The sequence below is a fragment of the Roseateles sp. FW305-36 genome (assembly GCF_058787015.1).
The window spans coordinates 32,856-54,872 of record NZ_JBYSZK010000016.1; the positions used below are offsets into that span (position 1 = coordinate 32,856).

General features: G+C 69.8%; 28 protein-coding genes and 1 pseudogene. 18 read left to right on the plus strand and 11 right to left on the minus strand.

The window, feature by feature from the left end; all coding sequences use genetic code 11:
* From AC3WOE_RS24310 to AC3WOE_RS24335, 6 genes are all read left to right on the plus strand, one after another.
* Positions 1-1,212 carry a helix-turn-helix domain-containing protein gene (locus AC3WOE_RS24310; protein WP_492693987.1) on the plus strand — a complete coding sequence of 404 codons (1,212 nt, stop codon included), beginning with the start codon at positions 1-3 and terminating at the stop codon, positions 1,210-1,212.
* 26 nt (positions 1,213-1,238) lie between these two features.
* On the plus strand, positions 1,239-1,892 hold the full coding sequence (locus AC3WOE_RS24315; RefSeq protein ID WP_492693988.1) for an NHL repeat-containing protein: 654 nt from the start codon (positions 1,239-1,241) through the stop codon (positions 1,890-1,892).
* A 76-nt stretch (positions 1,893-1,968) separates the two neighbouring features.
* Positions 1,969-2,730 (plus strand): DUF899 domain-containing protein, encoded by a 762-nt coding sequence (locus tag AC3WOE_RS24320; protein ID WP_492693990.1) that lies wholly within the window; start codon positions 1,969-1,971, stop codon positions 2,728-2,730.
* Between the two features lie 5 nt (positions 2,731-2,735).
* Positions 2,736-3,296: a hypothetical protein gene (locus AC3WOE_RS24325; protein ID WP_492693992.1), complete on the plus strand. Its 561-nt coding sequence runs from the start codon at positions 2,736-2,738 to the stop codon at positions 3,294-3,296.
* Positions 3,250-4,176: a serine O-acetyltransferase EpsC gene (epsC, locus tag AC3WOE_RS24330; protein ID WP_492693994.1), complete on the plus strand. Its 927-nt coding sequence runs from the start codon at positions 3,250-3,252 to the stop codon at positions 4,174-4,176. Before AC3WOE_RS24325 ends, epsC begins: the two co-directional genes overlap by 47 nt.
* A gap of 36 nt (positions 4,177-4,212) precedes the next feature.
* Positions 4,213-4,602 (plus strand): YybH family protein, encoded by a 390-nt coding sequence (locus AC3WOE_RS24335; RefSeq protein ID WP_492693996.1) that lies wholly within the window; start codon positions 4,213-4,215, stop codon positions 4,600-4,602.
* On the opposite strand, the gene AC3WOE_RS24340 is transcribed toward AC3WOE_RS24335, so the two are convergent.
* Genes AC3WOE_RS24340 through AC3WOE_RS24350 form a run of 3 tightly spaced genes read right to left on the minus strand, consistent with a single transcriptional unit; the run spans position 4,599 to position 6,982 of the window.
* Positions 4,599-5,825: a potassium/proton antiporter gene (locus tag AC3WOE_RS24340; protein WP_492693997.1), complete on the minus strand. Its 1,227-nt coding sequence runs from the start codon at positions 5,823-5,825 to the stop codon at positions 4,599-4,601. The two genes, AC3WOE_RS24335 and AC3WOE_RS24340, sit on opposite strands and share 4 nt — an antisense overlap.
* 3 nt (positions 5,826-5,828) lie before the next feature.
* Positions 5,829-6,074 (minus strand): hypothetical protein, encoded by a 246-nt coding sequence (locus tag AC3WOE_RS24345; RefSeq protein ID WP_492693999.1) that lies wholly within the window; start codon positions 6,072-6,074, stop codon positions 5,829-5,831.
* Positions 6,071-6,982, minus strand: coding sequence for a mechanosensitive ion channel family protein (locus AC3WOE_RS24350; protein ID WP_492694001.1), 912 nt, complete (start codon positions 6,980-6,982; stop codon positions 6,071-6,073). Before AC3WOE_RS24350 ends, AC3WOE_RS24345 begins: the two co-directional genes overlap by 4 nt.
* A gap of 180 nt (positions 6,983-7,162) precedes the next feature.
* Here AC3WOE_RS24350 and AC3WOE_RS24355 point away from each other — a divergent pair, with 180 nt between their 5' ends.
* From AC3WOE_RS24355 to AC3WOE_RS24395, 9 genes are all read left to right on the plus strand, one after another.
* The gene (locus AC3WOE_RS24355) at positions 7,163-7,435 is read left to right on the plus strand and encodes a DUF2789 family protein (protein WP_492694003.1); all 273 of its coding nucleotides are present in this window, start codon (positions 7,163-7,165) and stop codon (positions 7,433-7,435) included.
* Position 7,436: 1 nt separating this feature from the next.
* Positions 7,437-8,390: an extracellular catalytic domain type 1 short-chain-length polyhydroxyalkanoate depolymerase gene (locus tag AC3WOE_RS24360; RefSeq protein ID WP_492694005.1), complete on the plus strand. Its 954-nt coding sequence runs from the start codon at positions 7,437-7,439 to the stop codon at positions 8,388-8,390.
* 57 nt (positions 8,391-8,447) lie between these two features.
* Positions 8,448-8,777, plus strand: a complete 330-nt coding sequence (locus tag AC3WOE_RS24365) for an ArsR/SmtB family transcription factor (RefSeq protein ID WP_492694007.1) — start codon at positions 8,448-8,450, stop codon at positions 8,775-8,777.
* Positions 8,778-8,784: 7 nt separating this feature from the next.
* On the plus strand, positions 8,785-9,288 hold the full coding sequence (locus AC3WOE_RS24370) for an arsenate reductase ArsC (protein ID WP_492694009.1): 504 nt from the start codon (positions 8,785-8,787) through the stop codon (positions 9,286-9,288).
* A 4-nt stretch (positions 9,289-9,292) separates the two neighbouring features.
* Positions 9,293-9,955, plus strand: coding sequence for an aquaporin (locus AC3WOE_RS24375; protein WP_492694013.1), 663 nt, complete (start codon positions 9,293-9,295; stop codon positions 9,953-9,955).
* A 115-nt stretch (positions 9,956-10,070) separates the two neighbouring features.
* Positions 10,071-10,562, plus strand: coding sequence for a MarR family winged helix-turn-helix transcriptional regulator (locus tag AC3WOE_RS24380; RefSeq protein WP_492694015.1), 492 nt, complete (start codon positions 10,071-10,073; stop codon positions 10,560-10,562).
* Entirely contained in the window at positions 10,553-12,397 is a 1,845-nt protein-coding gene (gene arsN2, locus AC3WOE_RS24385) for an arsenic resistance N-acetyltransferase ArsN2 (protein ID WP_492694017.1), read from the plus strand. Before AC3WOE_RS24380 ends, arsN2 begins: the two co-directional genes overlap by 10 nt.
* Before the next feature lie 2 nt (positions 12,398-12,399).
* Positions 12,400-13,578 (plus strand): MFS transporter, encoded by a 1,179-nt coding sequence (locus AC3WOE_RS24390; protein WP_492694019.1) that lies wholly within the window; start codon positions 12,400-12,402, stop codon positions 13,576-13,578.
* Complete coding sequence (locus AC3WOE_RS24395) at positions 13,575-14,114, plus strand: arsinothricin resistance N-acetyltransferase ArsN1 family B (protein ID WP_492694021.1); 540 nt, start codon at positions 13,575-13,577, stop codon at positions 14,112-14,114. Before AC3WOE_RS24390 ends, AC3WOE_RS24395 begins: the two co-directional genes overlap by 4 nt.
* Before the next feature lie 17 nt (positions 14,115-14,131).
* Here the strand turns inward: AC3WOE_RS24395 and AC3WOE_RS24400 are convergent, their stop codons facing one another.
* From AC3WOE_RS24400 to AC3WOE_RS24410, 3 genes are read right to left on the minus strand one after another with little or no spacing between them, the layout of a single operon-like run.
* Positions 14,132-14,596 carry a MerR family transcriptional regulator gene (locus AC3WOE_RS24400; protein ID WP_492694023.1) on the minus strand — a complete coding sequence of 155 codons (465 nt, stop codon included), beginning with the start codon at positions 14,594-14,596 and terminating at the stop codon, positions 14,132-14,134.
* A 10-nt stretch (positions 14,597-14,606) separates the two neighbouring features.
* A complete protein-coding gene (locus AC3WOE_RS24405; RefSeq protein ID WP_492694025.1) occupies positions 14,607-14,882 on the minus strand; it encodes a hypothetical protein in 276 nt (91 codons plus the stop codon).
* Positions 14,869-15,123: a hypothetical protein gene (locus AC3WOE_RS24410; RefSeq protein WP_492694026.1), complete on the minus strand. Its 255-nt coding sequence runs from the start codon at positions 15,121-15,123 to the stop codon at positions 14,869-14,871. The genes AC3WOE_RS24405 and AC3WOE_RS24410 overlap by 14 nt, the downstream gene beginning before the upstream one ends.
* Before the next feature lie 98 nt (positions 15,124-15,221).
* Between AC3WOE_RS24410 and AC3WOE_RS24415 the strand changes: the two genes are divergently transcribed.
* The gene (locus tag AC3WOE_RS24415) at positions 15,222-15,557 is read left to right on the plus strand and encodes a YnfA family protein (RefSeq protein ID WP_492694028.1); all 336 of its coding nucleotides are present in this window, start codon (positions 15,222-15,224) and stop codon (positions 15,555-15,557) included.
* 344 nt (positions 15,558-15,901) lie between these two features.
* Here AC3WOE_RS24415 and AC3WOE_RS24420 read toward each other — a convergent pair.
* The 4 genes and pseudogenes from AC3WOE_RS24420 to AC3WOE_RS24435 form a co-directional block, all read right to left on the minus strand.
* Positions 15,902-16,408 (minus strand): annotated as a pseudogene (locus AC3WOE_RS24420) (TSUP family transporter); the annotation flags it as partial.
* Positions 16,405-17,940 carry a tryptophan halogenase family protein gene (locus AC3WOE_RS24425; protein WP_492694030.1) on the minus strand — a complete coding sequence of 512 codons (1,536 nt, stop codon included), beginning with the start codon at positions 17,938-17,940 and terminating at the stop codon, positions 16,405-16,407. The gene AC3WOE_RS24425 and the pseudogene AC3WOE_RS24420, both read right to left, overlap by 4 nt.
* On the minus strand, positions 17,937-18,434 hold the full coding sequence (locus tag AC3WOE_RS24430) for a PIN domain-containing protein (protein ID WP_492694032.1): 498 nt from the start codon (positions 18,432-18,434) through the stop codon (positions 17,937-17,939). Before AC3WOE_RS24430 ends, AC3WOE_RS24425 begins: the two co-directional genes overlap by 4 nt.
* The gene (locus AC3WOE_RS24435) at positions 18,434-18,682 is read right to left on the minus strand and encodes a type II toxin-antitoxin system Phd/YefM family antitoxin (protein WP_492694034.1); all 249 of its coding nucleotides are present in this window, start codon (positions 18,680-18,682) and stop codon (positions 18,434-18,436) included. The genes AC3WOE_RS24430 and AC3WOE_RS24435 overlap by 1 nt, the downstream gene beginning before the upstream one ends.
* Before the next feature lie 208 nt (positions 18,683-18,890).
* Here AC3WOE_RS24435 and AC3WOE_RS24440 point away from each other — a divergent pair, with 208 nt between their 5' ends.
* On the plus strand, positions 18,891-20,255 hold the full coding sequence (locus tag AC3WOE_RS24440) for a cation:proton antiporter (RefSeq protein ID WP_492694036.1): 1,365 nt from the start codon (positions 18,891-18,893) through the stop codon (positions 20,253-20,255).
* Positions 20,256-20,387: 132 nt separating this feature from the next.
* On the plus strand, positions 20,388-20,921 hold the full coding sequence (locus AC3WOE_RS24445) for an HPP family protein (RefSeq protein WP_492694038.1): 534 nt from the start codon (positions 20,388-20,390) through the stop codon (positions 20,919-20,921).
* Here the strand turns inward: AC3WOE_RS24445 and AC3WOE_RS24450 are convergent.
* Entirely contained in the window at positions 20,918-22,015 is a 1,098-nt protein-coding gene (locus AC3WOE_RS24450) for an alpha/beta fold hydrolase (RefSeq protein WP_492694040.1), read from the minus strand. The genes AC3WOE_RS24445 and AC3WOE_RS24450 overlap by 4 nt on opposite strands.
* Between the last annotated feature and the right edge of the window lie 2 nt (positions 22,016-22,017).

The window sequence follows — 22,017 nt, forward strand, 5'->3', positions numbered from 1 at the left end:
GTGGACTCGCTGATCTCCGCCGCTGCCCGCGCCCTGGCCGTCGGAGATGCGCTGACGGCCCTCAAGCGCGTCGCCCTGCGCGAGGACCCGCCGGCCCTGGCCCTGCGCGGCATTGCCTTGGCCCAGTTGGGCGAGCATGGTCGGGCGCGTGAGCTGCTGAAGCGGGCCGCCTCGGGCTTCGGCACGCGTGAAGCGCTGGCGCGTGCGCGCTGCGTGGTCGCCGAGGCCGAAGTGGCCCTGGCCCTGCGCGACTTCAGCGGCCCGCCACGGGCGCTGGAAGCGGCCATGGCCACGCTTGATGCCGGTGGGGATCGCGGCAATGCGCTGCAGGCCCGTTTGATCGCAGTGCGCCAGCAGTTGCTGCTGGGCCGTCTCGATGACGCGGCTTCGTTGCTCGCACCGCTCGACGGTCACGCCATGCCGCCGCTGCCCGCCGCCGTCGCGGCTTTGGCCACGGCCGAGCTGGCTCTGCGTTCATTGCGGCTTGCAGACGTGCATACCGCCCTCGCACGCGGACGCGAAGCCGCCTCACGCAGCGGCGTGCCGGCCCTGCAGGCCGAAGTCGAAGACGCGGCTGCCACCCTCGATCACGCGGCCGCACGCCGGCTGCTCGACGGCGAATGGCGGCCGCTGCGCCTGCACGAAGTGGCGGCGCTGATGGACTCGGGCGCCGTCGTCGTCGATGCCTGCCGCCACCGCCTGCGCGCCGCCGCGCTGACGCTGGACCTGGCCCGGCGCCCCATCCTGTTCACGCTGCTGCGCGCCCTGGCCGAGGCCTGGCCGGGCGAAGCCGAGCGCGATGCGCTGATCGCCCGGGCCTTCCGCATTCGCGAGGTCGACGAAACCCATCGCGCCCGGCTGCGCGTCGAGATCGGCCGGCTGCGCGCCCTCGTCAAACCGGTCGCCGCCATCGAAGCCACCGCGCGCGGCTTTATGCTGCGGGCGCCCGACGTGGCCGTACTCGCACCGCCCATGACAGGCGAAGCCAGCGAGCTGCTGGCCCTGCTGTCGGACGGCGCGGCCTGGTCCACCTCGGCCCTGGCCCTGGCGCTGGGCGAAAGCCAGCGCAATGTGCAGCGCGAACTGGCCGAACTGGAGACAGCAGGCCGGGTGCGCGCCGTCGGCCAGACGCGGGCGCGGCGCTGGCTGGCGCCGCCGCTGACCGGATTCACGACGATCTTGTTACTCCCCGCCGCGCTGCCGCTTGGCTAAGGTACGCCCATCGCAAGGAGCAACACATGAGCACCGAGACCCAGACCGCAGCAATCGTCCGTGAATACGGCCCCTTCGAGGGCGTCGACAAGGTCGGCGGCGTGACCTATGACGGCCACTGCGTCTGGGCCGCGACCGGCCCCGCCCTGGTGGCCTTCGACCCCGTCAGCGGAGAACCGCAGAAACGCATCGCCCGCCCGGCCGATGCCGGCACGGCCTTCGACGGCCGCTATCTGTTCCAGATCGCCGAGGCCCGCATCGACAAGATCGACCCGGGCACGGGCGCCGTCGTCGCTTCCATCCCCGCGCCCGGCCAGGGTGGCGACTCGGGCCTGGCCTGGGCCGAGGGCAGCCTGTGGGTGGGGCACCACCGCGAACGCAAGATCTACCAGATCGACCCGGCCACCGGTGCCATCCGCCGCACCATCGAATCGAATCGCTTCGTCACCGGTGTGACCTGGGTCGACGGCGAGCTCTGGCACGGCACCTGGGAGAACGACGCGAGCGAGATCCGCCGCATCGACCCCGACGACGGCACGGTGCTCGAAAGCCTGCTGATGCCGGCCGGCACCAACGTCAGCGGCCTCGAGTCCGACGGCGCCGACCTGTTCTACGCCGGCGGCGGCGGCACCGGCAAGGTCCGCGCGGTTCGCCGCCCCAAGCGCCAGGCCGCGGCCTGATTTCCCCCTGAGCAGACACCCACCCGGACCCGGGTGGAGCCGCTGCATTGCCTTTCCACCCCCACGGAGTCTTTCGATGAACGCACCGACACCCCATCCCATCGTCACCCGCGACCGCTGGATCGCCGAGCGCAAGGCCCTGCTGGCCCGCGAGAAGGCGCTGACCCAGCAGCAGGACCGCATCGCCGCCGAACGCCGCGCCCTGCCCTGGGTCAAGCTGGACGACGCGGCCTATGTCTTCGACACGCCCCAAGGCCCACGCAAGCTGAGCGAGCTCTTCCAGGGCCGGCGCCAGTTGCTGGTGCAGCACTTCATGTTCGGGCCCGGCTGGGAGCAGGGCTGCAAGAGCTGCTCCTTCATGGCCGACCACCTCGACGGCATGGCGCCCCACCTGGCCCAGCGCGACATCACGCTGCTGGCCATCTCAAGCGCACCGCTGGCCCAGCTCGAGGCCTTCAAGCGCCGCATGGGCTGGCAGTTCGCCTGGGCCTCGTCGAACGGCAACGACTTCAACCGCGACTTCCACGTCAGCTTCACACCGGCGGACCGCGTCGACGGCGAGGTCTTCTACAACTTCCACATGACGCCCTTCCCGCAGGAAGAGGCGCCCGGCATCAGCATCTTCTGCAAGGACGAGGCCGGCCAGGTCTTCCATACCTACTCGACCTTCGGCCGCGGCGTGGAAGTGATGATGGGGACCTACAACCTCATCGACCTGACGCCCAAGGGCCGCGACGAGGCGGGCCTGAGTTACACGATGGAGTGGGTGCGTCACCACGACCGCTACGAATCGTCTGCACCCGCGCCCGCAGCCTGCTGCGGTGGCGCCAAGGTCTGAGCATCATGAGCGGCGTCTGGCCTTGGCTCGTGCTGGCAGGTGCCGGCGCCCTGCACGGACTCAACCCCGCCACCGGCTGGGGATTGGCCGCCTGCTCCAAGGACGCGCGCCGTGCCCTGCTGCCCATCGCCCTCGGGCATGCGGCCGCCGTCGGCGGTGTGGCGGCCCTGGTCGCACTCGGCGTATCGACCAGCGCGACGCCATTGCAATGGGCTTGCGGCGGCTTGCTGCTTGCGGCCCTGTTGATGAAGCGCAGGGAGGCCGGCCTTGCGCTGTGGTCCTGTCTGCTGGCCAGTGCCCACGGCAGCGGCATGATGCTGGTGCCGGCTCTGGTGCCACTGTGCCTGAGCGCCTCGCCGGCGCGCGAGATCACGGCCTCGGGTTCGCTGTGGATGGCGCTGGCAGCCGTGGCCGTGCACATGGCGGCCATGCTGGCCGTGACGGCGGCCCTGGCTATCGCAGGGAGAAGCGGGATTTCTATACTGACCGCCCTTGCTCAACGCCTGCGCGGCGCCCGCCATGACCCCAGCTCCCGCTCCCACGTCGACGCCCGCGCCCGGCGATGAACTGCAGTCCGTCGTCGACGCCCTGCGTGGCGCGCGGCGCCAGTGGCGCGACACCCACCGCCGCGGCGGCGACGGCCGCGAGCTGCCGTCGCGTGAGCTGCTGGCGGGCATGGTGCAGTGCCTGTCGGGCGCCCTGTTCCCGATGCGCCTGGGCCCACCGACGCTGCAGCCCGAGAACGAGGACTTCTACGTCGGTCACACCATCGGCACCGCCATGGCGACGCTGCGCCAACAGGCCGCGCTGGAGCTGCGCCACGAGGCCCGCCAGCGCGGCGAAGACCCGCCCACGCTGGAAGCCGGCGCCGAACTGGCCAGCCGCTTCCTGCGCACCCTGCCCGCCGTGCGCGTGCTGCTGGACAGCGACGTGCTCGCCGCCTACCAGGGCGACCCGGCCGCGCGCAGCGTCGACGAGGTGCTGCTCTGCTACCCCGGCGTGCGGGCGCTCATCAGCCATCGCATCGCCCACGAGCTCTACAAGCTCGGCCTGCCGCTGATCTCACGCGTCGTCGCCGAGCTGGCCCATGCCGACACCGGCATCGACATCCACCCCGGCGCCACCATAGGCAGCGGCTGCTTCATCGACCACGGCACCGGCGTTGTCATCGGCGAGACGGCCATCCTCGGTGAGCGGGTGCGCATCTACCAGAACGTCACCCTGGGCGCCAAGAGCTTCCCCACCGACGGCGACGGCAACCTCGTCAAGGGCCAACCGCGCCATCCAATAGTCGAGGACGAGGCTGTCATCTACGCCGGCGCCACCGTGCTGGGCCGCGTCACCATCGGCCGCGGCGCCGTCATCGGCGGCAATGTTTGGCTGACGCGCAGCGTCGCCCCGGGCAGCCTGGTCACGCAGGCCGATTCGCTGGCCGGCACAACCTGAAACAGCCGACGCGTCCTGACGCGCTAAGGTGGGGTTATGAGCGATGAACAAGCCATCCGCGATCTCGTCGCAACCTGGATGAATGCCACGAGCGACGGCGACGTGCAGACGGTGCTGGGCCTGATGACCGAAGACGCCGTCTTCCTGACGCCGGGCCGAGCGCCCATGACCAAAACGGATTTCTCCAAGGCCGCCGAGGCCCAGTCGCGTGGCAAGGCGCCGAAGTTTGAAGGCCACAGCGAGGTGCTGGAAGTGCAGGTCATGGGCGACTGGGCCTATATGCGCAGCCGCCTCAGTGTCACGATCACGCCGCAGGACGGATCGCTGCCCACGCGCCGTGAAGGCCATACGCTGACCGTGCTGCGCAAGGAAGACGGCCACTGGAAGCTGGCCCGCGACGCCAATCTGCTGGCGCCCGTGACCTAGCGCTCGCCCTGGTCGAGGCCGAGGCGACGCGCCAGCGGCGCCAGCGTCGGCCCCTGGATCAGCAGCGACAGCAGCACGACGACGAAGGCCACGTCGAAGAAGCGCCAGCCGTCCTTCAACCCGGCCAGCACCGGGTAGGTCGCCAGCACGATGGGCACGGCGCCGCGCAGGCCTGACCAGGCCACGAAGCATTGCGAGCGCCAGCCAAAGCCCAACGGCGCCAGGCACAGCATGACGGCCAGTGGCCGCGCCAGCAGCATCAGCCCCGCGGCGATCAGCAGGGCCGGCCCGGCGATGCGCCAGACCTCGTGCGGCGTGACCAGCAGACCCAGCAGCAGGAACAGCACCGCCTGGGCCAGCCAGGTGTAGCCGTTCAGGCCCGGCAGGCTGAGCTCGGCGACGCGGCCCGCGCGATGGCGCATCAGCAGGCCGGCCAGATAGACGGCCAGGAAGCCCGAGCCGCCACCGCGATTGGTCGCGGAGAAGATCAGCACGCCGAAGGCCGCCATCAGCAGGGCCGACAGGCCGTCGTGGTCGTCGGCGATGGGCAGCCGGCTCACCCACCAGGCGCCCAGCAGGCCGCCGCCCACGCCAACCAGCAGCCCCAGGCCGAGCTGCTCGCCCAGCATGGGCAGCAGATCCCTGAGGCTGGACACATGCATCTCGCCGGCCTGGGACCAGGGCGCCAGCCAGGCGATCAGGCCCAGGGTCAGCACCATGGCCATGGGGTCGTTCATGGCCGACTCGACCTCGATGGTGGACGCCAGGCGCGGTTCCAGCTTCAGCCGGCTGGCGCTGAACTGCGCGAATACGGCGGCCGCATCGGTCGACGACACGGCTGCACCGAGCAACAGCCCTTCCACCCACGGCATGCCCAGCACCTGGTGGGCGATGCCGGCGACGACGACCGCGGTGATCACCACGCCCAGTGTGGCCAGCAGGCCGGCGGGCAGCATGCCGCGCTTCACCTCGTCCCAGCGCGTGCGCAGGCCGCCGTCGAAGAGGATGAGAGCCAGCGCGAGGTTGCCGACCGCGACGGCCATCTTGTGATCGTCGAAGGGCACGCCCAGCGGCCCGTCCACGCCGGCCAGCATGCCGACCGCCATGAAGACGAGCAGATGGCTCAGGCCGAAGCGGTGGGTGTAGAGCGCACCGGCAACGGCGACGAGCACCAGCAGGGCGACGGCGGCCACCAGCAGTTCGGAGCCGCCGCCGTGGGGCATGGATCAGCCGCCCGCCGGCTGCGGCGTGACGCCGTCGGCGATCACCTGTGGCCCGCGCGGGGCGGGCACGGTCTTGCCGGCCGGTGGATTGGGCGCGCCCATGACGTTGACCGTCGGCGCCGCCGGTGTCGCGAAGTGCAGGCCGCGTTCATGGAAGGCGCGCATCAGCGCCAGGTTCAGGGCCTGCTGGCGGTCCATGTAGACGTCGTAGTTGGCGTCCTTGACGCGGTAGACGACCTCGAAGTTCAACGAGTTCTCGCCGAAGCCCTTGAAGTGGGCGCGTACGTACTCGAGCTGCGGGTCCGCCTCGATGAGTTCGGCAGCAGTGGTGGCACCGAGGCCACCTCGTCGGCCGTCGCGTCGCTGGTGATGCCGAAGGCGAACAGCACGCGGCGCGTCTGCAGACGCTTGAAGTTGGCCACCGTGCGCTTGAGCAGCTCGGCGTTGGACATGACGATCTGCTCGCCGCCCAGGCTGCGGATGCGCGTCGTCTTCAGGCCCACGCGCTCGACGGTGCCCGTCACGTCGCCGACGGTGATGGAGTCGCCGACCTCGAAGGGTTTGTCCACCGCGATGGCCAGCGACGCGAACAGGTCGCCGAGGATGTTCTGCACGGCCAGGGCCAGCGCGATGCCGCCGATGCCCAGAGACGCAACAAAGGCCGTGATGTTGACGCCCAGGTTGGACAGCACGGCCAGCACCACCATGACCCAAAGCGCGCCCTTCAGACCCCAGCTCAGCAGCGTGGCCGAGGCCGACAACGTGGAGCCGCCGCCGTGACGCTGCTGCTGGGCGGCCAGCACCTGCGCCACGGCCTGCTGGGCCCACAGGCCCATCTGCAGCACGACGACGGCGAACCACAGCTGGGACACGCGGTCATGCCAGCGGTCGTCCAGCGGCAGCATGTTCAGGCCCACCAACAGGCCGACGATCCAGATCAGCGCGCCGTTGGTGCGCTCCAGCACGCTGACGAGGCCGTCGTCCAGGGTCGTGCTCGTGCGCGCCGACAACGCGCGCAGGCGCTGCACCAGCAGGCGCAGACCGCCCTTGATGACGATGATGGTCAACAGGCCCGCCAGCACGGCGGGCAGCACTTCGGTCCACCCGACGTCGGGCCAGGCGGCTCCGACGCGGGCGAGGGCATCGTTCCAGGTCATGGTGACCTCCATTCAATCGAACTCCCCAGACCCTAGGCGCCGACCGCCCGTCGGTCTGTCAGCCGGCGGCAGCGGGGGCTGTGGGCCTCGGCTGACAGGGCCACGCGATGAGGCGTCGGCTGACACCGCCCCGCACGGCGCCCGCATAAGGTCAGGGCAGACGACGTGAAAGGACACGCCATGGACACCACCACCCACCACCCGCTGGAGTCTCTGTTCTGCCAGCTGGGCCTGCCCGACTCGCCCGCCGAGATCGCGCATTTCATCCGCCGCCACCGGCCGCTGCCGCAGACGCTGAACCTGTCGGAGGCGCCGTTCTGGAACGCCAGCCAGGTCGCCTTCCTGCGCGAGGAATGGCATGCCGACGACGGTGACTGGGCGATCCAGATCGACCAGCTCAATGCGCTGCTGAGAGAGCACCCCGATCCGGAAGCACTGCCTCAGGCGGAATGACATGAAGCAGCCTTCCTGGGCTGCGCTGCTGAACCGCAACGCCGCCCTGATCCGCAGCGCGACGCGACCGCTGCGCGAGCGCCATCGCCCGCCCTGCGGGGGTGGCAGCTGGTTGATGGGCATGGTGATGGCGCCGGACGGCCCGCGCCGCTACTACCTGTTCCGCCCGGCCGGCGTGCGCTTCGGCGAGCGCCTGCCGATGCTGGTCATGCTGCACGGCTGCCATCAGGACGCCAGGAGCTTTGCCGACAGCACGCGCATGAACGCGGTCGCCACGCGCGAGCGCTTCCTGGTGCTCTATCCCGAGCAGCCGCGGCTGTGCAATGCCCAGGGCTGCTGGAACTGGTTCGAGACCCAGTCGGGCCGCGCATTCGGCGAGGCGGCCTGGATCATGAAGGCCGTCGACCAGGCCTGCGTGCTGTTCCAGGCCGACCGTGAGCGCATCGCCGTGGCCGGGCTGTCGGCAGGCGCCAGCATGGCGGCCCTGCTGGCCACGCGCTACCCGCAGCGCTTCAAGGCTCTGGTCATGCATTCGGGCGTGCCGCCGGGAACGGCGAAGTCGTCCGTGACGGCCATCGGCGCCATGCAGGGTCGACGCGATCCGTTGCCAACGGCCACGTCGTGCGACTGGCCGCCGCTGATGGTCATCCACGGCGATGCCGATCGCGTCGTGTCGGCACGCAATGCCGGCTCGGCCGCGCTGATGTGGTCGGAGGCGGCGGGCGCCCATGCCGAGCCGGCGCAGGAGCAGCGCCGCGGCAAGCGCTACCCGATGCGAGTCACGCAGTTCAAGCGGGCACGCGACGTCGTGGCCACGCTGGTGGAGGTGGACCACCTCGGCCACGCCTGGAGCGGCGGCGCGGCGCGGCAGCGCTTCAGCGACGCCAACGGGCCGGACGCCTCGCGCATGGTGTGGCGCTTCGTAGCCCGGCAATTCGACGCTGCCGCGCGCTGAGTCGCGCCGCCAGGGCGCCGCTTGCGCTCCAATCCATTGTTCGATAATAATGGAATGATGGATGAACAAACCGTCGTCAAGGCCCTGGCCGCCCTCGCTCAGCCGCTGCGCCTGCAGGTGTTTCGCGCCCTGGTCGTCGTCGGCGACGCCGGCCTGACGCCCGGGGCCATCCAGGAGGGCCTGGGCGTCGCGCCGGCCACCCTGTCCTTCCACCTGAAGGAACTGGTCAACGCCGGCCTCGTCACCCAGGAGCGCGCCAGCCGCAACCTGATCTATCGCGCCCACTACGAGCAGATGAATGGCCTGCTGGGCTATCTGACCGAGAACTGCTGCCAGGGCGAGGCCTGCGCCGTTCCCGGCGCCACCACCACGTCCTGTTGCGGCTGAGCCCCCTATGACCACCCACGTCCTCATCCTCTGCACCCACAACTCCGCCCGCAGCGTCCTCAGCGAGGGCATGCTCAACCACTGGGCCGTCAAGCTCGGCAAGGATGTGCGGGCCCACAGCGCCGGCAGCGCCCCGAGTGGCCGCATCAACCCCTTCGCGGTCGAAGCGCTGCAGAACGCTGGCGTCGACACCGCCGGCTACCGCAGCAAGAGCTGGGACGCGTTCACAACGCCGGACGCACCGCCCCTGTCCATCGTCATCACCGTCTGCGACAGCGCGGCGGCCGAGCAATGCCCGGTGTTCTTCGGCGGCAACGGCCAGCCCGTCAAGGTGCACTGGGGCTATCCGGACCCGTCCCATGCCGAGGGCGGCGACGAGGGCAAGCGCCGCGCCTTCGAGCTGACACGCCAGGCCATCGGCTACCGCATGCTGCAGTTGCTGCAACTGCCCTTGACCACGATGAACAAGACCGAGCTGCAGCAGGCGCTGGCCGACATTGCCAAGAACTGACGCGATGAATCTCCCTCGCAAACTCCTCGCCGAGTTGCTCGGCACGGCCCTGCTGCTGGCCGTGGTCATCGGCTCCGGCGTCATGGCCGAGCGACTTTCCGGTGGCAATGTCGCCATCGCTCTGCTCGCCAACACGCTCGCTACCGTGGGCGGGCTCTACATCCTCATCGAGGTCTTCGGTCCCACCAGCGGTGCCCACTTCAACCCGGCGGTCAGCGCCGTCATGGCGTGGCGCGGCGAATTGTCGGTGGCGGCCTTGTTGCCCTACGTCGCCGTCCAGCTCACCGGCGCCATGCTGGGTGCCTGGCTCGCGCACGCGATGTTCGACCTGAACATCCTGCAGTTCTCGACCAAGGTGCGCAGCGGCACCGGTCAGTGGATCGCCGAAGGCGTAGCCACCTTCGGTCTGCTGCTGGTCATCCTGCGTGCACCCGCAGGTCGGGCTTCAGCGATGGTCGCGGCCTACATCGGCGCGGCCTACTGGTTCACCGCGTCCACCTCCTTCGCCAACCCGGCTGCCGTCTTCGGCCGCATGTTCAGCGACAGCTTTGCCGGCATTGCACCGGCCAGCGCCCCGGGCTTCGTCATGGCCGAACTGATGGGTGCGGCCCTGGCCGTCCTGGTCGACCGGTTGCTCTCGCAAGCCCAGAGGCCCCGCGCCGCCTGAGCCCGGCGCGAACGGCACGGGGCCGTGGCCCCGTCTTTTTGACCCAGATAGTTGCTATTGACAACCAGAGCTGCCGCCAGGATCATGCGTCGAGATAGTTGCTATTCACATCCAAATGCCCGAATCCACCGCCGGCAGCCTGTTGCGCGAAGTTGCCCGCATGTACACCCGCGCCCAGCGCGTCGTGGCCGACTGCTGCAGCACCACCAACACCCAGTGCCATCTGCTGACCGAGCTGGGGCGCTCCGGGCCGCTGCCGCTGTCGGAGCTGGGCACGCGGGTGAGCCTGGAGAAGAGCTGGGTGTCGCGTGCCGTGGAGGCCATGGCAGCCCGTGGCTGGGTGACCAAGGAGCCGAACCCGCAAGACGCAAGGAGCTGGCTCGTCACGCTCACCGCCGACGGCGAGCGCACCGTCCGTGAGCTGAACCGCACCCTCGACAACCACGCCGACGCGCTGCTCGCCGCCCTGAGCCCGCGCGAACGCGATGCCGTCGAGACCTCTTTGCTGACGCTCCTGAAGGCCCTGCGCGAAGACCCGGCCGCCATGTGCTGCCTGCCGCCCGAGCCTGCCCAGGAGCCCACCCAGGACTCCAAACCATGTTGCTGAACCACCCCATCACGCTGCGCCAGGCCGGCGCATCCGACTGGCCCGCCATCGAGGCCCTGCTGCAGGCCAACAAGCTGCCCACCGAGGGCGCCCGCGAGCACCTCGCCACCTGTCTGCTCGCGACCAGCGACGGCGAGGTCGTCGGCTGCGCCGGTGCCGAGGTCTACGGGACCGTCGCGCTGCTGCGCTCCGTCGCCATCGCGCCGGGCCTGCAGAAGCAGGGCATAGGCCGGCTGCTCGTCGAGCGCCTGCTGCACGAGGCCCGCTCGCGCAACATCGCCGCTCTCTATCTGCTGACCGTCACCGCGCCCGAGTACTTCGCGCAGTACGGCTTCAAGCGCATGAAGATCGAGGACGCGCCCCAGGCTCTGAAGGCCTCGGCCGAGTTCCAGGGCGCCTGCCCGGCCTGTGCGGCGCTGATGGCGCTGACGCTGCGCGAGGCACCGGTCGCAGGGGCCGCATTGCCCGTGGCGGTGCTGGGCGCCGGCCCCGTGGGCCTGGCGGCCGTGGCTCAGCTGGTGGAACGTGGCCTGCCCTTCGTCGCGCTGGAGGTGGGCGCGGAGGTCGGTGCCAACCTGCGCGACTACGGCCATGTGCAGCTCTTCTCGCCCTGGCAGTTCGACGTAGACCAGGCCATGGCCAGGCTGCTGGCGCCCACCGGCTGGACGGCACCGCCCACGGCCGACCTGCCGCGTGCCGGCGAGGTGGTGGACCGCGTGCTCAAGCCCTTTGCCGCCCTGCCGCAGATTGCCCCCTCGATCAGGCTCGGCGCCCGCGTGCTGGCGGTGACGCGCGAGGGCTTCGACAAGGTCAAGAGCGCCGGGCGCGACCAAGCGGCCTTCCTGGTGCGCTACGAGCAACAAGGCGAGGTGCACGAGTTGCGCGCGCGCGCCGTCATCGACGCCACCGGCACCTGGAAGCAGCCCAACCCCGTCGGTGCCAACGGCCTGCAGGCCATCGGCGAGGCCGAGTCGCGCGACCGGATCTTCTACGGCATCCCCGACGTGGCAGGCCCGCAGCGCAGCCGCTACGAAGGCAAGCGCACACTGGTTGTGGGTGCGGGCCACTCCGCGGCGAATGCGCTGCTGGCTCTGGCCGAACTGGCGAAGCAGTCGCCGGGCACGCGCCTGGCGTGGGCCGTCCGTTCACCGGCCCTGCAGCGCGTTTTCGGCGGCGGCGACGCGGACGCACTGCCGGCCCGTGGTGCGCTGGGCGCTTCGCTGCGCCGGCTGCGCGATGGCGGCGCGCTGGAGTTCTTCGCCGGCCTGCGCGTGACGCGCATCGAGCGCGTCGGCGGCCAACTGCGCCTCACCGGCCTGGACGCGAAGCAGCAGCCTGTCGTCGTGGACGGCATCGACGAGATCATCTGCGCGACCGGCCAGCGGCCCGACCTCTCCATCACCAGCGAGCTGCGCCTGAGGCTGGATCCCTGGCTGGAATCGACGGAGGCCCTGGGACCGCTGATCGACCCCAATCTGCACAGCTGCGGCACGGTGCGCCCGCATGGCCACCGCGAGCTGGCCCATCCCGAACCCGGCTTCTACACCGTCGGCGTGAAGAGCTATGGCCGTGCGCCCACCTTCCTGATGGCGACGGGCTTCGAGCAGGCGCGCTCGGTGGTTGCGGCGATCGCCGGTGACCTGGCAGCGGCGGATCGCGTCGAGCTGGCGTTGCCGGAGACCGGCGTTTGCTCAGTCAGCCCGCCAACCGATGGCGCAGCCACCGGCTGCTGCGGCCCCGCACCCGAAGCGGTGGCAGTGGCCACACCCGGGCACGGCTGCGGGTCGAAGCCAGTACCGCAAGCCGAACCGCGCGCCGCCCGCTGCTGCGGCTGACGATGCCGGCCAGCCGCACGCGCGTCGTCGCCACGCTGGGCAGCGCCCAGACCCTGGCCTGGGCCTCGTCCTACTACCTGCCGGCCCTGCTGGCACGACCGATGGCCGCCGAGCTGGGCGTGAACGAGCCAACGGTGTTCGCGGCCTTCTCGGTGGCGCTGGTCGTGTCGGCCTTGGTCGGGCCGCATTCGGGCCGGCGCATCGACCGCTGGGGCGGCCGACACGTGCTGATGGCAACGAGCGCGCTGTTTGCGCTCGGGCTGGCCGCCATGGCGCTGGCCAGCGGGCCGGTCGGCCTGTTCGCGGCCTGGCTGGTGATGGGCGTTGCGATGGGCAGCGGCCTGTACGAGGCGGCCTTCGCTTCGCTGGTGCGCCTGTACGGCCAGGAGGCGCGCGGCACCATCACCGGCATCACGTTGATCGCCGGCTTTGCGAGCACGGTCGGCTGGCCACTGACGGCGGCGCTGGAACACGCCTTCGGCTGGCGCGGCGCCTGCTGGGCCTGGGCCGCCTTGCACGTCATCGCGGGCTTGCCACTGAACGCCTTGCTGCCACGCGCCGAGCTGGCGTCGCCTCCGGCGATGGGCGATGCGCCGACTGCAGCAACTGCCTCGGAGCCACCGTTGCGGACCGCCGCGCTGCTGGCGTGGGTCTTCGCCGTGACCTGGTTCGTCAGCACAGCCATGGCGGCTCACCTGCCGCGACTGCTGGATGCCGTGGGGGCCGCGCCCGGCGCCGTCATCGCCATCGGTGCGCTCGTGGGGCCTGCCCAGGTGGCGGGGCGGCTGCTGGAGTTCGGTTTCCTGCGTCGGCTGCATCCCCTGCACTCGGCGCGTGCCGCAGCGCTGATGCACCCACTCGGCGCAGCGCTGCTGGCAGTGATGGGCGCGCCGGTGGCAGCCGCCTTCGCGCTGCTGCATGGCGCCGGCAACGGCATCCTGACCATTGCCAAGGGCACCTTGCCGTTGGCCCTGTTCGGCCCGTCGGGCTACGGACTCCGGCAGGGCTTGCTGGTGATGCCCGCGCGGCTGGCGCAGGCGCTGTCACCCTGGCTGTTCGGATTGCTGCTGGCACGCCTGGGCACCGCCGCGTTGTGGTTTTCGGCCGCGCTGGCGCTCAGTGCGCTGGTTGCGCTGCTGTTCATTCGTGTCCCCATCCATCCACCGGAGACCTCCGCTTGAAGATCCGCACCGCCACCCTCGGCGACGCTGCCGCCGTCGCCGCCATCTACGACCCGATCGTCCAGGCCACGACGATCTCGTTCGAGACCGAGCCGCCGGGCGAATCCGAGATGCGCACACGCATAGCGAAGACGCTGGGCAGCCTGCCCTGGCTGGTCGCCGAGGACGATGCCGGCACGGTCTGCGGCTATGCCTATGCCAGCAAGCACAAGGAGAGGGCGGCCTACCAGTGGTCGGTGGACACGACGGTCTATGTGCGCGAAGACATGCGCGGCCAGGGCGTCGGCCGCGCGCTGTACGGTCGCCTGCTGCCGCTGCTGGCCGAGCTGGGCTATTTCCAGGCCTTCGCGGGCATCGCCCTGCCCAACGCGGGCAGCGTGGGCCTGCACGAGGCTGTCGGCTTCCAGCGTATCGGCGTCTACCGCAAGGTGGGCTTCAAGCACGGCGCGTGGCGGGACGTGGGTTGGTGGCAAAGAACGCTGCACGAGACGGACGGACCGCCGAGGGAGCCGAGCGCCTTCGTGGCTCGGCCCTGAGACCACCCCATGCAGGTTCAGCCCATGTTGCAGCAGCCAGGCTTCGGCAGTCGCCTGGCTCCGTCGGGCGGCGCAGCCAGGTCTTCCAGGATGCTGCAATCCAGCGCCGCGCCGCCCGCACAGGCGGCGTCGCAGCTGCCCACGAAAGCCGCCATCGCACGCTCCAATGCCTGCAGCTCAGTCAGCCGGGTTCGGATCTGCTCCAGGTGGCGTGCCGCCACCTCGCGGGCTTCGACGCAGGGGCGCTCCGGCTCGTCCATCAGGCCCACGAGCTCGCGCACCTGCTCGATGGCGAAGCCGAAGTCGCGGCAGCGGCGGATGAAACCCAGGCGGCGCACGGCAGCTTCGTCGTAGACACGCCTGCCGGCCTCGGTGCGCGGCCCGTTGGGCAAAAGGCCGATGGACTCGTAGTAACGGATGGTGGGCACGGAGCTTCCGGTCCGCTCGGCCAGCACGCCGATGGAGAAGGCAGGCGAAGTCATGCCAGCGAGCTTAGCCTGCGCTGCAGCCGCAGATGGCCGGCTCGCAGGCCGGCAGGAACTGCGAGAACAGCCATTGCGCGTCGCCACCTTGCTGCGGTGGGCCGACGATGACCAGCTCGACGAGGTCGGCCAGCTCGGGGGCGGCCTCGACACCGTAGCTCAGGCGCAGCGTCGAACCCTGCAGTCGGTGGGTTCGCAGCCGCGCACGCGTGAGCTGCTGGATGCGGGCCAGGCGCGACCCGATGTCGGCGACGCCCAGCGTGCAGGCGATTTCAGCGGCGGCCATGCTCAGCTCCCGCGGCGCAAGCCGTGGCGCATGCGCAGGCCGTGCGGCGCGCTGCCCGCCGACGCTGCCACAGCCAAAGGGCCGGCAGCACCACCAGCAGCAGCGCCACCGGCAGCAGCTCGTCGACGCAGGCCCACAAAGCAGCGGCCGTGCTGGCGAGCGCAGCGACACCGAGCAGAGGGATGGCGCAGCAGGCGGCGCAAGCGGCGCCCAGGCCCAACGCCAGTTCCCAAGACTTCATGAGGACTCTCCTCGCAATGATGAGGTCGACAAGGTAGGACCTCAAGCCACTTGAGGAGCAAGGGTTTTGCGCGCATCGGTCGTTGCCACAATGCCCGCATGGACCTGCTCAAGACCTGCGGCCTGTTCGCCATCACCGCGCTGGCGGAGATCGTCGGTTGCTACCTGCCCTGGCTGTGGCTGAAGCAGGGCCGCTCTGTCTGGTTGCTGCCGCCAGCGGCCGCGAGCCTGGCACTCTTCGCCTGGCTACTGACCCTGCACCCGACGGCGGCAGGCCGGGTGTATGCCGCCTATGGCGGCGTCTACATCAGCGTGGCGCTGCTGTGGCTGTGGGTCGTCGACAAGGTGGCACCGACGCCGATGGACTGGCTCGGTGTGGCCCTTTGCCTGCTGGGCATGGCAGTCATCATGTGGGGACCGCACTCGCCCGCATAAGCTGATCGACTCGCGTTGGCCCCTCCAAGCACCTCGCCCGCGACCGGAGCGAAGCTCACTTGTGGCGCCAGACCTTGACGGCCGAGATGACCAGGATAGCCGCCAAGGCAGGAAGCAGGACGCTGTTCGGCACGATGCCGAGCATCCGGCCGCCCAGTGCCGCGCCAAGGATGGACCCGGCCGCCATCGCCCCGACGAGACGCGCGTTGCAACGCAGGACCTCGAAGGCGGCGTCCCGGCTGTAGCGCACGAAGCCGACCACCATCGTCGGCAAGCTGATCGCCACCGACAGGCTGCCGGCGGTCGGCGCCGAACAGCAGGATCAGCGTCGGAATCAGCAGCTCGCCGCCCGCCACGCCCATGACCGCGGCCACAACGCCGATCAGGAAGCCCGCCGCCACGCCAGCCAAGACCTGGGCCGGCCCGTGCAGCAGGGCTCCACGGCCATGGACCTCGTGGGCGAACACCAGCACCGCCGCGATGGCAATCAGCATCAGGCTGATGACCTGATAGAGCCTGCGGTTGCTCAGCCGCGTCGCCCACCCGGCGCCCAGCCAGGCACCAACGAGGCTGCCGGCCAACAGGTTGGCGATGATCGCCCAGCTGTCGAGCAACTGCTGCGCCGGCACCGTGCCCATGCGGAAGAACAGCGCACTCGTGACGACGACGAGGCTCATGGCCTTGTTCAGGATCACCGCGTACAGGGCCAGGAAGCCGAACAGGCCGATGAGGATGGGCAGGCGGAATTCCGCGCCACCGAGACCGATCAGGCCGCCCAGCACGCCGACGGCGGCGCCGGCCAGCGCGGCACCAAGGATGCGGCGAGTCGCCTCGGCAGCGACGGGTGTCATCTGCCCGCGTTGATCTGCTGAATCAGCGCCCGGTGGCCGGGCAGGTCGGCCACCGCACGCTCGGCGAAGCGCTGGATCTTGGCGAAGAGCTTGGCCGCGTCCTCGGCCTGGGTGAAGTCGGCGCGACCGGCGCTGAGGTCGGTCGCGTAGCCCATGCCGTAGAGGATGTACTGGTAGTTGAAGAAGGCGAAGGTCTCGGTGTCGAGCAGGAAGTCGAAGCGGCCCGGCGGGCGCAGCTTCCATTCCTCGAGCAGTCCGGCCAGGCGCTCGGGGATGGTGGCGGGCTGGGCGTTGTCGCGCCAGAAGGGCTCCTGGCGCTGGCTCAGGCAGTAGTGCAGCTTCAGGAAGTTGATGATGTTCTCGAAGCGGGTCGTCATCAGCTCGTTGAAGCGTCGCGCCGGCGCGGCGATGGGGCCGCCGTGCGGCAGCATCTCGGCAATCATGCCGACGGCCGCCTCGATGAGGACGAGGCCGGTCGCTTCCAGCGGCTCCAGGAAGCCGGCGGACAGGCCGACGGCGACGCAGTTCTGCACCCACTGCTGCTCGCGGTAGCCCGGCGCGAAGGGGATGCTGCGCATCGCAAGGTCTTCATGCCCCGGGCCGCAGTAGCGGCGCAGGATGTCGGCGGCGCGGTCTTCGCTGAGGTGGCTGCTGGAGTAGACGCAGCCGATGCCGCGCGCGCCGTTGAGGCCGATCTCCCACAGCCAGCCGGCCTCGTGGGCGGTGGCGATGGTGGCGCTCTCCATCACGGCGTCCGCCTCCAGCGGGATCTTGCAGGCCAGGGCGCGGTCGACGAAGAGATGCTCGCGCGCCGATTTGAAGGGGCTGCCGAGTGCGCGGCCGATGAGCTCGGCGCGAAAGCCCGTGCAGTCGACGTACAGCTCGGCCTCGAAGCGCCCGTGCTGGGCCGTGTCGAGATGGGCAATCGCCCCGGCGCCGGTCAGCGACACGTCGGTGACCGTGCCCTGCACATGGCGCACACCGAGTTCGCGAGCACGGTCGGCCAGCAGCTTGGCCAGCTTCGTCGCATCGAAGTGATAGGCGTAGTTCAGCGGCGCGGCATAGGGCGCCTCGCCGCTGCGCTTGGGCGCGCGGTTGGCCTCGGCGACGCGGCATTGCAGCGTCATGGCCTGGGCGAAGGGCGGGCGGGTGGCCTCGTCCTGCAGCAGCCAGTAGGGCACGAGGTTGAGGTCCTCGGCGTAGAAGGGCGCCTCGAAGGGATGGAAGAACTGCTGGTGCTGGCCGTCGACGGGCGTGCGCGCCCAATCGACGAAGCGGATGCCCTGCTTCAGCGTCGCCGCGGTTTCGCGGATGAAACGGCCTTCGTCGATGCCGAGGAATTGCAGGGTGCTGCGGATGGTGGGGAAGGTGCCTTCGCCGACGCCGACGGTGCCGATGTCGGGCGACTCCAGCACGGTCACTTCCAGATGCGGCCTCTCGGAAAGGCGCAGGGCCTTGGCCAGGTAGGCGGCGGTCAGCCAGCCGGCGGTGCCGCCGCCGACGATGAGGATGCGTCGCTTGGGACTCGTCATGCTCTTGTATACAAATTCTTCAGCCACTGATGGCCGGTCTGCGCGCCATGGCTCCAGTCCTCGTCCTCGTCGCTGGGCTGGGCCACATAGCCCGAGGGGTTGAGCAACTTGACGCGGCCGACGCGGAAGGCCGAGACGCGGTGGGTCACGAAGGTCAGGCCATGTTCCAGCGCCGTCGCGGCCAGCAGGCCGTCGCGGGTGTTGGCATAGGGCAGTTGGGCGCGGCGGCGCACAACGGCCGCGTCCACCGGCAGCACGCGGCCCTCGAAGGCCGGCATGACGCGGTTGTCGATCCAGTCACGTACGGCCAGGCCAGCGGCACGGTCCTTGCGACCCAGGCGGGCAGCGGCGTTCTCGATCTCCAGCAGGTTCAGCGCCGAGATGAAGAGCTTTTGCCGCGGCAGGCCGGCGGCCCAGGCGGCCAGGCCGGCATCGGACTCGCTGGCCTTGGCCTTGCGCAGTTCGAGCACGATGCCGGTATCGAGCAGGAACATCAGAGGTTTTCCCTGTGATCCCAGGCGCCATCGGCCGCCGCATCGGCCGCGTCGATGGCGACGGCCTCGGGCATGGCCAACAACTCCAGGATGCTCTCGCCTTCGCCGGTCAGGCGGCGGTACTCGGCAATGCTCATCAGCACATGGGTAGGCTGACCGCGGTCGGTGATCACGACCGGCTCCGTCGCCGCGGCGCGCTTGGCCAGGCTGACGTCGCGGTTGAACTCGCGGCTGGTGAGGAGCTTCATCGTGGCGACGAATGTACCTACGTACCTTCAAATGCGCAATTGGGAAGTAGGTACCTAGGCTCGCCACTGCTCGTCCCAATGGACATCAGAAGCTCGACTGGCAAAGTGCTCTCGCAGTTGGCGGCGCTTTCAGAAGAAAGCGATGACAACGCTGTACAAAACCACCGCCAAAGCGGGATGGCGGCCCCAGCCGCCGACGAGGAGACCCATGGAATTCGACCTTCTTGCCATCCTGGGCGACGTGTTCGCCAAGCATGGCCCTGCAGCCCCCGCAGTCGCGCAGACCTACGCGCCAGGCGACTTCAGCGTCCACTTCTTCCTGCAGCTCGGGCTCATCATGGCGGCCTGCCGCGTCGTCGGCTGGGCGGGCCGCAAGTTCCTGGGCCAGCCCCAGGTCGTCGGCGAAATGATTGCGGGCGTCATCCTCGGCCCGTCGCTGCTGGGCCTGTTCTTCCCGCAGCTGCAGGCCGCCGTCTTCCCCAAGGAGATGCGCAGCGTGCTGTATTCCGGCGCCCAACTCGGCGTCGGTCTGTATATGTTCCTGGTGGGCACGACGCTGCGCCTGGACCATTTCGCCACCAAGGCCAGAAGCGCCATCGGCGTGTCGATCTCCGGCATCGCGGCGCCCTTCTTCATCGCCTTCCTGATCACGCCGCTGCTGCTGACGGTGCCCGGCCTGTTCGCCGAAGGCATCTCGACAGCCAATGCGACGCTGTTCATGGGTGCCTGCATCGCGCTGACGGCCTTCCCCATGCTGGCTCGCATCATCAACGAGCAGGGCCTGGCCAACACGTCCCTCGGCACGTTGACGCTGACGGCCGGCGCCTTCGATGACGCGGCCTCCTGGTGCGTGCTGGCCCTGGTGCTGGCGGCCTTCGGCGCCGGTCCGGGAGTGGCCGTGCTGGCCATCGGCGGCGGCGTGCTGTGGGCGGCCTTCATCATGGGGTTCGGTCGCAAGCTGCTGGCGCCGCTGGGCCGCAGGGTGGAGCGCGACGGCCAGATGAGCCACACGGTGCTGGGCATCACGCTGATTGCTTTCTGCGTGTCGGCCTTCGTCATGGACGCCGTCGGCATCCACGCCATCTTCGGCGGCTTCATCCTCGGCGCCGTCATGCCGCGCGGGCTTTTCGCAGCCGAGCTGAAAAAGAAGCTGGAGCCGATCACGGTCATCCTGCTGCTGCCGATGTTCTTCACCTACTCGGGCCTGAACACGCGGCTGGACATGATCAATTCAGTAGAGCTGCTGCTGATCGCCGGCGGCGTGCTGGTGGCTTCGGTGCTGGCCAAGTTCGGTGCCTGCTATCTGGCGGCCCGCATGGCCGGTGAAGACAACCGCACCGCACTGGGCATCGGTGCGCTGATGAACTCGCGCGGCCTGATGGAGCTCATCATCATCAACATCGGCCTGCAGAAGGGCATCATCGGCCCGGCCCTGTTCTCGATGCTGGTGCTGATGGCGGTCGTGACGACCATGATGGCCACGCCGCTGTTCGAGGTCTTCTACGGCCGCAAGGCGCGCGAGTCGGGCGAGCTCGAAGCCATCCCCGGCCGCACCGCCAACAGCCCGGCCTGATCGTCATCTCCACGCCGCCGTCTTGAGGTGTCGGCGGCGTTTGCCGGGGGCCAGGCCAAACGCCGGCCCCTGTTTTTTTGACTCGCGTCGGCGCGATCTTTGCTAGATCTTCGAGACCTGCCGAGGACTTCCATGAGCGAACTCGCCCCGGGCGTCGTGGTACGCCCCGAGCCTGCGCCTGCCGCGCGTCGACGCAGCCGTGCCCCCAGCTACAGCCTCCGGCAAGGCGCCCTGGCCTGCGCCGGTGTCTTCGCCGTCATCGGCGTGCTGGCCTTCGCGTCCTATAACCTGCACTGGCTGTTGCTGCTCGGGTCCTTCGGCTCCAGCGCCACCATGGTGTTCACCTTCCCCGAGCTCGACTTCTCCCAGCCTCGCAGCCTGGTCGGCGGCCATGTCATCTGCACCGCCGTGGGTCTCGCCGCCCTGTCACTGTGCGGGCCGAGCTGGTGGTCGCTGGCCCTGGCCGCGGCGGTCTGCGTGGTGCTGATGATGCTGACGCGCACCCTGCATCCGCCCGCGGGCTCCAATCCCATCATCGTCTTCCTGGCCGCGCCGAACTGGAGCTTCCTGCTCTTCCCGACGCTGTTCGGCGCGCTGACCATGGTGGTCGTCGCGGTGCTCTACCACCGTGCCTGCAAACGCAGCTATCCGATGTACTGGACCTAGCGCGCCGCCAGCGGCCTGACCTGCTCGACGAGGGCCACCAGGAACTTGCCCGGCTCCTCATGCGGCGCCAGATGGGCCGAATGCTCGAACCAGACCAGCTTCTTGTCCGGCGCCTTCAGCTGCGCCAGCCAGGGCTCGATGACCGAGGCCGGCGTCGTCAGGTCGTGGCGGCCCAGGAACATCAGCACCGGGAAGCGCGTCTCGCGGATGCGCGTGTGGTCGGCTCGCCTCATGTCGGGCAGCAGGGCCGGCACCGACAGCTGGCCGCCGGCGTCGATGGCCAGGCGGTCCTCGTACTCGTAATAGGGCGACAGTCGCGCGGCACGGAAATAGAAGTCGGCGTTGTCGCGGTAGGCCGCGAGGCCGCCCCAGGCCTGCACCCATTTGCGCGCGACATTGACCTTGGCGAAGGGGATGTCGCCCTCGCCCGGATAGGGCGCGATGGCCTCGAGCTCGGCCAGGGCCATCGCATCCTTGCGCCGACGCGCCTCGGCCAGCAGGCCTTCGTATTGCGCGCGCTCGTTGGCCTGCAGATTCATCAGCGGCCCGACGCCAACATAGGCGCTGACCCACTCGGGCCTGGCCATGGCGGCATCCAGGCCGATGACATTGCCCCAGGAATGGCCGAGCAGCACCACGCGCTCGACACCCAGGCGCTGCCGCACCACGGCCATCAGCTCGACCAGGTCCCTGGCCATGCGCTCGCGCGTCAGCTCGGCCTTGTTGGCCGCTTCGCCGCCGCTGCGCAGGGTCTTGGCCGTGCCGCGCTGGTCCCACTGCACGACGGTGAAGAAGTCCTCCCAGCCGCGTTGATAAGGCCAGCTGCGCCCCATCTCGGCCGCGCCAGGGCCGCCGTGAACATAGATCAGCACCGGGTTGGCCTTGTCGGCGCCGCGGATGGTGATCCATTGCTTGAGCCCGCCCAGCTCGACGGCCTCGCTGACCTCGATGGCGTTCGGCGCGACCAGGCGCTGCTGCTCGGCAATCATGGGCCGCACCGCGGCGTAGGCAGCTTCGGCGGGCGGCGGCGCGATCTGGGCCTGCGCCTGGCCGCCGAGCCAGGCCAGCGCGAGAAGGGAGGAGCGGATCGTCATGC

Coding starts and splice junctions, on each gene's coding strand:
- AC3WOE_RS24315 (WP_492693988.1), top strand. CDS start 1,239: ATGAGCACCGAGACCCAGACCGCAGCAATCGTCCGTGAATACGGCCCC.
- AC3WOE_RS24320 (WP_492693990.1), top strand. CDS start 1,969: ATGAACGCACCGACACCCCATCCCATCGTCACCCGCGACCGCTGGATC.
- AC3WOE_RS24325 (WP_492693992.1), top strand. CDS start 2,736: ATGAGCGGCGTCTGGCCTTGGCTCGTGCTGGCAGGTGCCGGCGCCCTG.
- epsC (WP_492693994.1), top strand. CDS start 3,250: ATGACCCCAGCTCCCGCTCCCACGTCGACGCCCGCGCCCGGCGATGAA.
- AC3WOE_RS24335 (WP_492693996.1), top strand. CDS start 4,213: ATGAGCGATGAACAAGCCATCCGCGATCTCGTCGCAACCTGGATGAAT.
- AC3WOE_RS24340 (WP_492693997.1), bottom strand. CDS start 5,825: ATGCCCCACGGCGGCGGCTCCGAACTGCTGGTGGCCGCCGTCGCCCTG.
- AC3WOE_RS24350 (WP_492694001.1), bottom strand. CDS start 6,982: ATGACCTGGAACGATGCCCTCGCCCGCGTCGGAGCCGCCTGGCCCGAC.
- AC3WOE_RS24355 (WP_492694003.1), top strand. CDS start 7,163: ATGGACACCACCACCCACCACCCGCTGGAGTCTCTGTTCTGCCAGCTG.
- AC3WOE_RS24360 (WP_492694005.1), top strand. CDS start 7,437: ATGAAGCAGCCTTCCTGGGCTGCGCTGCTGAACCGCAACGCCGCCCTG.
- AC3WOE_RS24365 (WP_492694007.1), top strand. CDS start 8,448: ATGGATGAACAAACCGTCGTCAAGGCCCTGGCCGCCCTCGCTCAGCCG.
- AC3WOE_RS24370 (WP_492694009.1), top strand. CDS start 8,785: ATGACCACCCACGTCCTCATCCTCTGCACCCACAACTCCGCCCGCAGC.
- AC3WOE_RS24375 (WP_492694013.1), top strand. CDS start 9,293: ATGAATCTCCCTCGCAAACTCCTCGCCGAGTTGCTCGGCACGGCCCTG.
- AC3WOE_RS24380 (WP_492694015.1), top strand. CDS start 10,071: ATGCCCGAATCCACCGCCGGCAGCCTGTTGCGCGAAGTTGCCCGCATG.
- arsN2 (WP_492694017.1), top strand. CDS start 10,553: ATGTTGCTGAACCACCCCATCACGCTGCGCCAGGCCGGCGCATCCGAC.
- AC3WOE_RS24390 (WP_492694019.1), top strand. CDS start 12,400: ATGCCGGCCAGCCGCACGCGCGTCGTCGCCACGCTGGGCAGCGCCCAG.
- AC3WOE_RS24400 (WP_492694023.1), bottom strand. CDS start 14,596: ATGACTTCGCCTGCCTTCTCCATCGGCGTGCTGGCCGAGCGGACCGGA.
- AC3WOE_RS24405 (WP_492694025.1), bottom strand. CDS start 14,882: ATGGCCGCCGCTGAAATCGCCTGCACGCTGGGCGTCGCCGACATCGGG.
- AC3WOE_RS24410 (WP_492694026.1), bottom strand. CDS start 15,123: ATGAAGTCTTGGGAACTGGCGTTGGGCCTGGGCGCCGCTTGCGCCGCC.
- AC3WOE_RS24415 (WP_492694028.1), top strand. CDS start 15,222: ATGGACCTGCTCAAGACCTGCGGCCTGTTCGCCATCACCGCGCTGGCG.
- AC3WOE_RS24425 (WP_492694030.1), bottom strand. CDS start 17,940: ATGACGAGTCCCAAGCGACGCATCCTCATCGTCGGCGGCGGCACCGCC.
- AC3WOE_RS24430 (WP_492694032.1), bottom strand. CDS start 18,434: ATGTTCCTGCTCGATACCGGCATCGTGCTCGAACTGCGCAAGGCCAAG.
- AC3WOE_RS24435 (WP_492694034.1), bottom strand. CDS start 18,682: ATGAAGCTCCTCACCAGCCGCGAGTTCAACCGCGACGTCAGCCTGGCC.
- AC3WOE_RS24440 (WP_492694036.1), top strand. CDS start 18,891: ATGGAATTCGACCTTCTTGCCATCCTGGGCGACGTGTTCGCCAAGCAT.
- AC3WOE_RS24445 (WP_492694038.1), top strand. CDS start 20,388: ATGAGCGAACTCGCCCCGGGCGTCGTGGTACGCCCCGAGCCTGCGCCT.
- AC3WOE_RS24450 (WP_492694040.1), bottom strand. CDS start 22,015: ATGACGATCCGCTCCTCCCTTCTCGCGCTGGCCTGGCTCGGCGGCCAG.